11 protein-coding genes are annotated in these 10474 nt (G+C 57.2%); 4 read left to right on the top strand and 7 right to left on the bottom strand.

Going from position 1 to position 10474, the window contains the following annotated elements:
• Positions 1-52 precede the first annotated feature (52 nt).
• A complete protein-coding gene (locus AABB31_RS19820; RefSeq protein ID WP_342076514.1) occupies positions 53-520 on the top strand; it encodes an Hsp20 family protein in 468 nt (155 codons plus the stop codon).
• Positions 521-570: 50 nt separating this feature from the next.
• Here the strand turns inward: AABB31_RS19820 and AABB31_RS19815 are convergent, their stop codons facing one another.
• The 3 genes from AABB31_RS19815 to AABB31_RS19805 all read right to left on the bottom strand — a co-directional run bounded on the left by AABB31_RS19815 (position 571) and on the right by AABB31_RS19805 (position 3999).
• Positions 571-963: a VOC family protein gene (locus tag AABB31_RS19815; protein ID WP_342076515.1), complete on the bottom strand. Its 393-nt coding sequence runs from the start codon at positions 961-963 to the stop codon at positions 571-573.
• On the bottom strand, positions 963-3758 hold the full coding sequence (gene polA, locus AABB31_RS19810; RefSeq protein ID WP_373635198.1) for a DNA polymerase I: 2796 nt from the start codon (positions 3756-3758) through the stop codon (positions 963-965). The genes AABB31_RS19815 and polA overlap by 1 nt, the downstream gene beginning before the upstream one ends.
• Before the next feature lie 61 nt (positions 3759-3819).
• Positions 3820-3999: a zinc-finger domain-containing protein gene (locus AABB31_RS19805; RefSeq protein ID WP_342078934.1), complete on the bottom strand. Its 180-nt coding sequence runs from the start codon at positions 3997-3999 to the stop codon at positions 3820-3822.
• Positions 4000-4087: 88 nt separating this feature from the next.
• On the opposite strand from AABB31_RS19805, the gene AABB31_RS19800 reads away from it, so the two are divergent.
• Complete coding sequence (locus AABB31_RS19800) at positions 4088-5020, top strand: ABC transporter ATP-binding protein (RefSeq protein WP_342076516.1); 933 nt, start codon at positions 4088-4090, stop codon at positions 5018-5020.
• Between the two features lie 52 nt (positions 5021-5072).
• On the opposite strand, the gene AABB31_RS19795 is transcribed toward AABB31_RS19800, so the two are convergent.
• Both AABB31_RS19795 and AABB31_RS19790 read right to left on the bottom strand, forming a co-directional pair.
• Positions 5073-5435 (bottom strand): HIT domain-containing protein, encoded by a 363-nt coding sequence (locus tag AABB31_RS19795; RefSeq protein WP_342076517.1) that lies wholly within the window; start codon positions 5433-5435, stop codon positions 5073-5075.
• A gap of 10 nt (positions 5436-5445) precedes the next feature.
• Positions 5446-7023 carry a DUF5928 domain-containing protein gene (locus tag AABB31_RS19790; RefSeq protein WP_342076518.1) on the bottom strand — a complete coding sequence of 526 codons (1578 nt, stop codon included), beginning with the start codon at positions 7021-7023 and terminating at the stop codon, positions 5446-5448.
• Between the two features lie 140 nt (positions 7024-7163).
• Here AABB31_RS19790 and AABB31_RS19785 point away from each other — a divergent pair, with 140 nt between their 5' ends.
• Both AABB31_RS19785 and AABB31_RS19780 read left to right on the top strand, forming a co-directional pair.
• A complete protein-coding gene (locus AABB31_RS19785; RefSeq protein ID WP_342076519.1) occupies positions 7164-7982 on the top strand; it encodes a sulfotransferase family protein in 819 nt (272 codons plus the stop codon).
• Between the two features lie 93 nt (positions 7983-8075).
• Positions 8076-8783: a hypothetical protein gene (locus AABB31_RS19780; RefSeq protein ID WP_342076520.1), complete on the top strand. Its 708-nt coding sequence runs from the start codon at positions 8076-8078 to the stop codon at positions 8781-8783.
• On the opposite strand, the gene AABB31_RS19775 is transcribed toward AABB31_RS19780, so the two are convergent.
• Both AABB31_RS19775 and nth read right to left on the bottom strand, forming a co-directional pair.
• The gene (locus AABB31_RS19775) at positions 8761-9750 is read right to left on the bottom strand and encodes an adenosine kinase (protein ID WP_342076521.1); all 990 of its coding nucleotides are present in this window, start codon (positions 9748-9750) and stop codon (positions 8761-8763) included. The genes AABB31_RS19780 and AABB31_RS19775 overlap by 23 nt on opposite strands.
• Positions 9747-10391 carry an endonuclease III gene (gene nth / locus AABB31_RS19770; protein ID WP_342076522.1) on the bottom strand — a complete coding sequence of 215 codons (645 nt, stop codon included), beginning with the start codon at positions 10389-10391 and terminating at the stop codon, positions 9747-9749. Before nth ends, AABB31_RS19775 begins: the two co-directional genes overlap by 4 nt.
• Positions 10392-10474 lie beyond the last annotated feature (83 nt).

Here is a 10474-nt window from a genome sequence, read left to right as displayed (position 1 = left end):
TCCCATTCGGGAAGGCAAAACACTGTTATCGCTTGATAGAGGATGACCAAATATGCGTAGTTTTGATCTTACACCGCTTTACCGTGCCACCGTTGGCTTTGACCAGATTGCCGATCTGATGGATCGGGCGCTGGCCAGTGACGTCGGCCAAAACAGCTACCCCCCATACAATATTGAAAAAACCGATGATGACGCCTGGCGCATCTCGATTGCCGTCGCCGGTTTCGCTGATGATGACCTCGCCATCGAGGTCAAGGACCGGTCACTGCATGTGACGGCCCGCAAGGCTGATGACGATGCGGACCGCAAATACCTGCATCGCGGCATCGCCACGCGGGCGTTCGAGCGCCGTTTCCACCTGGCCGATCATGTCCGCGTGACCGAGGCCAGCCATGAAAACGGCATGCTGCACATCGACCTTGTCCGCGAAGTGCCTGAGGCGCTGAAACCGCGCCGGATCGAGATTTCGGCAGCCGGCAAGACCGATGCGAACCTGGTCGAGGCGAAATCGGTTAACTAAAGCTTGCAGGGAAGGCCGGATACCTCGGGTCTTCCCACACATGCCGAAAGTTACAGTTGAAAGAATGGATCGTCTGCGTTCTTGAGTTCGCAGGCGTTCCCGTCGGGGTCATGAAAGGTCCCGACTTTCCCCCAATCAAACACGCGCACGGTCACGTCCACCCCGCGCGCAATCAAGGCGTCGGCGGCCTGATCCACATCGTCCACATTGAAACGCAACATCGTGGGGTTCTCGCGATTGGGTTTGCGCCCGTCGCGCGCCATGCCACCTGTTTCGATCATCAGATAGCCAGCACCAAACCGCAGACAGACAAGCGCCTCTTTTTCGTACCAGACCGGCAGGCCCAGCGTATCGCGATAGAAAGTCAGGCACGCTGCAAAACGCTCTGTTCCGAGGATGATACCAAAGCATTCTGTTGCGTCTGAAAGGCTGAATGCCGGCATTAATGCGCCTCGGCCCAGTTTGCCCCCTGCCCTGCATCAACGGCCAGCTTCACATCAAGTTTCACGGCAGGATCACTTGCGTTTTCCATGACATCGCGCGCGATACCGATCAGGTCATCAACGGCTGCCGCCTCCACTTCAAAGATCAATTCGTCATGGACCTGTAGCAACATCTTGGCCGGAAGCGTGTCAATCGCCGCAGGCATCCGGACCATGGCCCGCCTGATCACATCCGCTGCCGTGCCCTGAATGGGTGCGTTGATTGCTGCACGTTTCGCAAATCCGGCATGTGGCCCTTTGGCATTGATCTCGGGCGTGTTGATCTTGCGCCCGAACAGCGTCTGCACATAGCCATGTTCTTTGGCAAAGCCGACCGTATCATCCATATATTTGCGGATGCCCGGGAAGCGTTCGAAATAGCGGTCGATAAACCCCTGCGCCTCGCCCCGGGGAATGCGCAGATTACGCGCCAGACCAAACCCGGAAATGCCGTAAATGACGCCGAAATTGATCGCCTTGGCCTGGCGGCGGACCTCTGGGGTCATCTCGTCCAGTGGCACGTCAAACATCTCGGACGCGGTCATCGCGTGAATGTCGATCCCGTCAAGGAACGCCTGTTTCAGCGCATCAATCCCGGCGATATGGGCCAGAATGCGCAGCTCGATCTGGCTGTAATCCAGTGCAACAATGACTTTGCCAGGTTCGGCGACAAAGGCCTCGCGAATGCGCCGCCCCTCTTCGGTCCGGATCGGGATGTTCTGCAGGTTCGGATCGGTCGATGCAAGCCGTCCGGTATTGGCGCCCGCAATGGAATACGAGGTATGCACACGGCCGGTTTCAGCATTTATATGTTCCTGCAATGCGTCCGTATAGGTTGATTTCAGCTTCTGCAGTTGCCGATAATCCAGCACGCGGGCGGGGAAATCATGCTCTGTCGCCAGATCTTCCAAAACATCCGCAGGTGTTGACCACTGCCCGGTCTTGGTTTTCTTGCCACCCTCAAAGCCCATCTGATCAAACATGATCTCACCCACCTGCGCGGGCGACTGTACGTTAAAGGGGCGTTCGGCCATCTCGTGCAGTTCGGCCTCAAGACCCGCCATTTTTTGGGCAAAGGCATTGGACATGCGTGACAGCGTATCGCGATCAACCTTGATGCCATGACGTTCCATCTGGGCAAGCACCGGGACAAGCGGCCGTTCAAGGGTCTCATAGACCGTGGTCACCCGTTTGACATGCAATTGCGGCTTGAACTGCTGCCAAAGACGCAAGGTAATATCCGCATCCTCGGCCGCATAAGCGACCGCCTTTTCAATCGGCACCCGATCAAAGGTGATGGCTGACTTACCCGTGCCAAGCAGCGGCTTGATCGGGATGGGGGTATGCGCCAGATACCGGTCAGACAGCGTATCCATCCCGTGATTATGCAGGCCCGCATTCATCGCGTAGGACATTAGCATCGTGTCATCAATTGGGGCGACGGCGATATCAAGCCGGGCAAAAATCTTGGCATCATATTTCATGTTCTGCCCGATTTTCAGGATCGCAGGATCCTGCAAAACCGGCTTGAGCATCGCCAGACAGGTCTCGAAATCCATCTGACCGGCCGCAATATCGTCGGACCCGAACAGATCGTCCGATGATGCGGCCTTATGCGTCAACGGGATATAGCAGGCCTGCCCCGGCTCGACGCAAAGCGAGATGCCCACCAGATCGGCAATCATCTCGTTCAGGCCTGTGGTCTCTGTGTCTATCGCCACATAGCCGCGTTCCCTGATCCGGGTGATCCAGACATCCAACGCAGCGGCATCAGCAACACATTCATATTTTTCGGGATCAAATGGCACGGCTTCCGGGGCAGCGACCTCGGCCACCGGTGCAGCTTCGATGACCGGCGGCGCGACACCCAGTTTTTCGGCGATCCGTTTGGTGACCGTGCGAAACTCCATTTCGGCCAGAAAACCCATCAAGACGTCAGGATCCGCATCGCGTATCTCAAGATCATCCAAGCCAAAGGGAAGGTCCATCGCGCAATCCAGTTGCACAAGGGTCTTGGACAATTCGATTTGGGCGCGGTGATCAATCAGGGTTTGGCGGCGCTTGGGCTGCTTAATCTCACCCGCACGATCCAGAAGACTTTCCAGATCACCATATTCATTGATCAGCAGCGCGGCGGTCTTGATCCCGATCCCCGGGGCGCCTGGCACGTTATCCACCGAATCCCCGGCTAGCGCTTGCACATCAACCACACGGTCGGGGCCAACACCGAATTTTTCGGCCACCCCGTCGCGGTCAATACGCTTGTTTTTCATGGGATCAAGCATTTCAACCCCATCACCGACCAACTGCATCAGGTCCTTGTCAGAGGACACGATGGTCACGCGCCCACCGGCATCGCGGGCCTGATGGGACAAGGTTGCGATGATATCATCCGCCTCGAACCCTTCGATCTCTTCGCAGGCGATGTTGAACGCCTTGGTGGCCGTCCGGGTCAGCGGAATCTGCGGGCGCAAATCTTCGGGCATCGCCTCGCGATTGGCCTTGTACTGATCATAAAGATCGTTGCGGAACGTGTGGCTGCCCTTGTCAAAAATCACCGCAACATGGGTTGCAGCATCGGGGCCGGTATTGCCCTCGACATAGCGTTGCAACATGTTGACGAAACCACTGACGGCCCCAACCGGAAGCCCGTCAGATTTGCGGGTCAGCGGGGGCAGCGCGTGATAGGCGCGGAAAATAAAGGCGGACCCGTCAATCAGGTGCAGATGACAGCCTTTGCCAAATTTTGTGGTCATCCGGTGCCTCCCTTGCGCGGTTCAGGGAAGGTTGTGCCATGTTCCGAGGATGGCTGCCAGATCAGACTTTGTCAGCCATGTCTTCATGGACCAGTTTCGCGTCGCAATAGGGGCATTCGACAAAACCGGTCTCTCGCGGAATTGTCAGCCAGACGCGCGGATGGCCCAGGGCACCCTCGCCGCCATCACAGGCCACGCGCCAGTCTTGCACAATCCGGGTCTCGGGTGGAGGCGTCGTCATCAAGTCACCTGTCTGGTTGCCGCGGGTCAGTTCCCGCTCTACATCGGTCACGGATATACCGCAGCCCGCGACCAAGAGAAAGACCAGCATGACAGACAATGCGATAGAAATATCGGGCCTGAAAAAGACCTATGCGGCCACCGGCAAATCAGCGGCCAAAGAGGCGCTGAAAGGCATTGATCTGAACATCCCGCGCGGATCGGTCTTTGGTCTGCTGGGGCCAAACGGGGCGGGCAAGTCGACGCTTATCAACATTCTGGCCGGGCTTGTGGTCAAATCGGCGGGGTCGGTGAAAATCTGGGGGTTTGATCAGGACAGGAACCCACGGCAATCCCGGGCCGCCATCGGGATCATGCCACAGGAACCACATCTGGACCCGTTTTTCACACCAGCCGGATCGCTCGACGTACAGGCGGGGCTTTACGGGGTCCCGCGGTCACAGCGGCGCACGGCGGAAATTCTCGAGCTGATCGGCCTGACAGACAAGGCCAACGCCTATGCAAGGTCGCTATCGGGCGGGATGCGGCGCAGACTGCTTTTGGGCAAGGCGCTGGTGCATTCCCCGCAAATTCTGGTGCTGGATGAACCAACTGCGGGGGTGGACATCGCGCTGCGCAATCTGCTGTGGCAGAATGTGCGACGGCTGAACGATGAAGGGATGACCATCATCCTGACAACACACTATCTCGAAGAGGCCGAAGAGATGTGTGACGACATCGCCATCATCAACCATGGTGAAGTGATCATCAGGGACAGTACCGCAAATCTGCTCGGGCGGCTCGATAGCAAAACGCTTGTGATCACGCCAGCGCAAGACAGCCAGTTGCCGGACCTCCCCGCCGCAATCACCGGCAAAAAGCATGATGACGGCACGCTTAGCTTTACCTATCAAAGCGGGCAGACCAGCGCGGATGCGGTACTCGACCTGCTGCGCGGCGCCAATATCACCATTCAGGACGTCAAAACGCGCGAGGCCGATCTCGAAGATGTCTTTCTGGCCCTGACGTCCAAAGGCGGCTGACCAGCCTGCGAACCGCGGCTGGACGACCAAAAAATCATGTGCGCGTCAGCGCTCAATTTGGCAGCATGCGGCCCAATTGCCTGCCCCCGATAATATGCATGTGATAATGCGGCACATCCTGCACCCCATGCGTGCGCGTGTTCGAGATCGCGCGAAACCCTTCCTCGACATCGCAGATCCGGCAGACCTCTGCCACCGCCTGCAGGAACCCGACCTGTTCGGCCGCACTGGCATCCCGGGCAAAATGATCCAGACTGACATAAGCGCCTTTGGGGATCACCAGCACATGCACTGGCGCGTGCGGATTGATATCATTGAATGCCAGCGCGTGGTCATTCTCGAATACGGTCGTGTTTGGAATTTCGCCGCGCAAAATCTTGGCAAAGATATTCTGATCATCATAGTCGTACTGCATGTTCTGGACCTCAATCGACAAAAAGATAGGGGGTTTCGGCCAGTTTGGCGGCCACATCCGGGGTCACACCAAGAAACTGCGACAGCGCATGGGCGTTCTCTGCGACATCCGCTTTTTCGCGCAGCCGCTGGGTGCCGGGAAATTCTGCGTCGCGGATCACGTCACGTTGATGCACCATGTCGTGGCGGATGGTTGGCAGCAATCGGGCAATGGTCTCATCACTGGTCTGATCCCCGACCAACCCGATCCGGCGGGCGTGGCCTATCAGATAATCATCGTCAAAGCTGCACTCGATCTCCAACAAGCGGGTCAGCGATTTGTCCGTGAAAAAGTCATGCATCAAATCAATGCGCGCTGTATCCAGACAAATCACCAGACGATCACTTTCAAAATGATCAAACAGCATACGGATCACGGCGCGCCGATGACGGGCGCGTTTGTCCAATGTCTTTTCCAATCCACCCAGATCAGGCATCGGCGTGTCGGCCTCGTCAAACAGATAGTCCAGGGCGGGCACATTGGTGTGCCGCCGGATGGCATCCACCAGTCGCTTGGCCACGTGCCACTTTTTGCAGGACACGATCAGCAATTCGCGATCCCGGCCCAATGACGTGCCTTCTTCCCAGAACCTTGGGGCAAAGCGGCGGCCAATACGGCCGCGCCCGGTCAGAAAGGCAAACAGATTGCGCCCTTCGTTCGAGATGACAAAATCGGTCCGCTCGCTGGCGTAAAGAACACCAAGCCTGCCGCGCAGTTCCTGCGCCTCGGGGCTGATCTTGCGCGCAAACAGGCCGTCCTGGCCCAACAGCAGATCGTAGTGATCATTGTAGAAAGTCACCGGCATCCCGTAATCGCTGAACATCAGAAATGTCAGCGTCCGGTTGTCGATTTCGCGCCCGGGCACCAGATGGCGCACAAGGGTTTGAAAAAACGTCTCATCAGGAATCCAGGTGGTCTTGAAAAACCGGATCACGTCGCGGCGGTTGCGCAGAAAGGACAACACAGCCTCGACGGTGCGGCGGCGCAGGCACCACCATTGACTGCCAATCATCATCTGCAGGTCCGCAGGCACCTGCCGGGTAATCCCCAACTTCTTTTGCATCTCGAAGCTTTTGTAAAACAACCACTTCTGGGTCCGTTCATTGAACAGATGCCGGTAGATCAGCCGTTCTTCCTTAAAGCCGGTCTTGATCCAGTTGCTGTTGAAATAATCGAAACTTTCGATGTAATCGACGTCATGCGCGTCAAGAAACTGATGGGCATAACTGGCCGATTTGATCGCCATGCAATCGCCTGACACCATGTAGAAATGACTGGCGCGCGGAAACGCATCGACGGCCGCCTGCAGCGCATTCAAAGTGGCTTGCACCAGGCTCCATTGTCCCCAGCCACATCTTACGCGGCGCGGCGCGAAGACGACATTCGGGTTGCCGGCCAGGGCTGTCCGGATCGTCGCAAACGCATCCGCCGGTGCGGACGCATCAAAATGGATCGCGATATAGTCACCTGCCGCGGTCAACTGCTTGGCTTGCTGAACCACCGCGTCAGGGTTTTTGTGGCATAGTAGAATGAATGCAATTCTTGCCATATGTCTTGTGTCGCGTCCCGGATCGTATAGCTGTTTTCCCGTCATAACGTGAACAGACGTTGAATAGACAGGGTTTCTTTGCTCTTTAGTGCGAGGATAAGGTTGAAAACCGGTTTCAGGCGGCAAAGGCAAGGCAAAGTATGAGTTTCCCGGGTACATGGATGACACAAAGCGAAAGCGTGGTGTACCGCGTGGTGCCGAAATGTGCGTGTTCGACCATCGGTCAGATCATGTACTATTCCGATCACGGGCAGTTTTTTGATGGCGACATCCACGATGCCAAGCAGGGCCTGCACAAATGGGCGATGGAGGACAGCAAGCCGCTGATCACCCGCAACGTCCAAAGCCACGGCAGCTATGCGTTTACATGCGTGCGCAATCCTTACACCCGCATTCTGTCGTCCTTTTTCGACAAGATCTGTGGCATCCAACGCAACGGCAAACGCTATCGCGGCAATCTCGTCCCGCTTCTGATCCAGAAATACGGGATTGAGGTCGGCGATCCTGAAACAGGGTTTGCATTCGATCAGATCAAGAGTTTCCGGCGCTTTTTGCTTTTTGCCCGCGACACGATCAGATGGCGGCGCCCGATGGAGCCTGATATTCATTGGTCGGCCATGTCAGGGCATATCTCGACCTTCATCGTCAACGGCGGCCGCTACGACAAGATCTTCTGGACAGAGCAGTTCAACGACGGGATGCAGGATGTCCTGAACGGCATTGAAACAGCCCACCCCGTCGATCTGGCCGCGATACCGCGCTTTAATGAAAGCGAAGGGCACGGCCCCAAACGCGCCCATCCGGTCGAAGACTATTTCGACGACCTGTCGATGCATCTGGTCTACGAGATCTACAAGAAGGACTTTCAATTGTTCAAATATGACGCCCAGAACCCGGGCAACAAGATGCCTGTGGGCGACATTGATCTCGACGAGGTCCACGCGAAACTTCGCCAATAGCCGGGCAGACGACGCAAAAAACAGCCGCCATGCTCGACTGTTTGGCCAATCGCGTTAACTCCTCACCCGTATCGCAGCAAAAAGTCCTTCATCATGTCTATCGTCCTGATCCTTGGCAGCGGGCCCAATGTGGTGACATGCCGCAATTGGCCGCGCGCGCCTTTTGATCGCATTGTTGCCATCAACAACGCCTGGGCCGTGCGCCCTGACTGGGACGATCTGATATACCCAGATGATTTCCCAACCGACCGGCAACCGGATCAAATCGAACCAGACCAGCGGATCATTCGTGCCGCCGATTACGTGCCGCTGCAAAACAGCTTTGGCGGCTTCGTCTATGCCGGCGGGACCATGGCATTCACCGCATCATACTGGGCGCTGGCGGCGTTGAAGCCACGGGTCATCGCGCTTTTCGGGTGTGACATGGTCTATGCCGGCAGCAGTAAGACCCATTTCTACGGGAAAGGCGCGGCAGACCCGCTGCGCGCCGATATCAGCCTGCGTCATCTCGAGGCGAAATCCGCCCGGCTGATGGCACTCGCCGCGCGACAGGGTTGCGCCATGGTCAATCTTTCGCGCGACGAAAGCCGTTTGGTCTTTCCGCGCGCGCAACCTGACACCCTTGCAGATGTGCAGCCAATCGCGCCAGACGCAGGGATCGTCGCCACCGCCCTGGCCCGCGAAGACGCGCTAAACTACTACGTCCCGTCCGGAAAATACTGGAAGGAAGAAGACCGGTTCGATCCCGCGGCAATTGACGCGCTGGACCGGCTTTGGTTCAGATCAGTCCCGCATCCTTGAACAGGGTTTTCAGATCGGCCTTGGGGCGCGGGCCAACATGACCAATAACCTCGGCAGCTGCGATCACGCCCATTCTTCCCGAAATCTCTAAGGACTGGCCCCTCGCGTATCCATAAAGAAACCCGGCAGCAAACTGATCGCCGGCACCGGTCGCATCAACAGGAACAACCCGGGTGACAGGGACTTCGGTCCGCTCGGCGCCGCGCCGCAACTGCACGGGATCGCCCGACCGGGTGCACACAACCGTTTCGCACACCGCACTTGCCTGATCGAGCGCGGCGTCAAGGTCTTTGGTCTGATACAAGGTGGTCCATTCCGCCTCGTTCCCGATGACGAAATCCATCTCCTCGGTGATGAGGCGCTGAAAATCGGCACGGTGACGGTCGGCGCAGAACGGGTCTGACAATGTGATCCCCGACTTACCGCCAGCGGCATGCATCAGACGGGATGCTTCGGCAAAGGCGGTTTTGCCGTCATCCTTGTCGAACAGATACCCTTCCAGAAACAGGATACCACCGGCATCAAACAAACCAGCAGGAACATCGGCGGACCCAAGATCGGCACCCGCGCCAAGATAGGTGTTCATCGACCGCTCACCATCGGGGGAGACGAAAATCATTGATCGCGATGTGGGGGCCTGGGCGGTTTGCGATGGGGGATTGGGAAACGCGGTTCCGGCATCCTCCATCCCTTTGGCATAGAACCGGCCCAGGGCGTCGTCCTTTACCTTGCCGATAAAGGCTGTCGACAGCCCCAAGGTGCCAAGCCCGGCAATGGTGTTGGCCACGGATCCACCCGGAGTTTCGACACGATCTTTCATCGCGGCATACAGCACCTCTGCCCGGTCACGCTCGACCAGTTGCATGATGCCCTTCTCAATCCCCATGTGATCCAGAAATGTATCTTCGCCATGGCTGATCACATCGACAATGGCGTTGCCGATCCCGATCACATTGAAATTGGTCATAGGTTTTTATCCTCAAACATACATAGATCGCGGATCAGACAGGCCGCGCATTTGGGTTTCCGGGCCACACAGACATAACGGCCATGCAGGATCAGCCAGTGATGCGCGTGAAGTTGATAGTCAGCGGGAATATGATCCTCAATCGCGCGCTCGACCGCGTCCACATCCTTGCCTGGGCAAATGCCAGTCCGGTTGCCGATCCGGAAAATATGCGTATCCACCGCCTGGGCGGGCTGTTGCCACCACATGTTCAGCACGACATTTGCAGTCTTGCGGCCCACACCGGGAAGTGATTGCAGCGCGGCGCGCGAATTCGGGACCTCGCCATCAAACTGATCCACCAGAATCTGGCTCATCCTGATGACATTCTTGGCCTTCTGGCGAAACAGGCCGATCGTCTTGATATGCTCGGTCAGCCCGTCGAGGCCCAGATCCAGCATCTTTTGCGGGGTGTCCGCGATTTTGAACAGCGCGCGCGTGGCCTTGTTGACCCCGGCATCGGTTGCCTGCGCGGACAAGGCGACAGCGACAACCAGCGTGTAGACATTCACATGCTCCAATTCGCCCTTTGGTTCCGGTTCGGCATAGTGAAACCGGTCGAAAATTTCGCGAATGGTATGATAATCAAGCTGTTTTGCCATAGGGACGATATGCCCGCGCGACGGCGCGGGGGCAAGGCCGGGATACGCAATTTCCGGGTCGTCACGCCACGCAACACAGCCTA

It is taken from the genome of Yoonia sp. SS1-5 (assembly GCF_038443705.2).
Lineage (GTDB): Bacteria > Pseudomonadota > Alphaproteobacteria > Rhodobacterales > Rhodobacteraceae > Yoonia > Yoonia rhodophyticola.
Note: the sequence above shows the minus strand (reverse complement) of the source record. Positions and strands in the feature narration are given on the sequence as shown.

What these genes read in the sequence shown, in the direction of transcription:
- AABB31_RS19790 (WP_342076518.1), bottom strand. Translation starts at nt 7,023, where the DNA reads ATGGCAAGAATTGCATTCATTCTACTATGCCACAAAAACCCTGACGCG.
- polA (WP_373635198.1), bottom strand. Translation starts at nt 3,758, where the DNA reads ATGACCACAAAATTTGGCAAAGGCTGTCATCTGCACCTGATTGACGGG.
- AABB31_RS19800 (WP_342076516.1), top strand. Translation starts at nt 4,088, where the DNA reads ATGACAGACAATGCGATAGAAATATCGGGCCTGAAAAAGACCTATGCG.
- nth (WP_342076522.1), bottom strand. Translation starts at nt 10,391, where the DNA reads ATGGCAAAACAGCTTGATTATCATACCATTCGCGAAATTTTCGACCGG.
- AABB31_RS19795 (WP_342076517.1), bottom strand. Translation starts at nt 5,435, where the DNA reads ATGCAGTACGACTATGATGATCAGAATATCTTTGCCAAGATTTTGCGC.
- AABB31_RS19820 (WP_342076514.1), top strand. Translation starts at nt 53, where the DNA reads ATGCGTAGTTTTGATCTTACACCGCTTTACCGTGCCACCGTTGGCTTT.
- AABB31_RS19775 (WP_342076521.1), bottom strand. Translation starts at nt 9,750, where the DNA reads ATGACCAATTTCAATGTGATCGGGATCGGCAACGCCATTGTCGATGTG.
- AABB31_RS19815 (WP_342076515.1), bottom strand. Translation starts at nt 963, where the DNA reads ATGCCGGCATTCAGCCTTTCAGACGCAACAGAATGCTTTGGTATCATC.
- AABB31_RS19785 (WP_342076519.1), top strand. Translation starts at nt 7,164, where the DNA reads ATGAGTTTCCCGGGTACATGGATGACACAAAGCGAAAGCGTGGTGTAC.
- AABB31_RS19780 (WP_342076520.1), top strand. Translation starts at nt 8,076, where the DNA reads ATGTCTATCGTCCTGATCCTTGGCAGCGGGCCCAATGTGGTGACATGC.
- AABB31_RS19805 (WP_342078934.1), bottom strand. Translation starts at nt 3,999, where the DNA reads ATGACGACGCCTCCACCCGAGACCCGGATTGTGCAAGACTGGCGCGTG.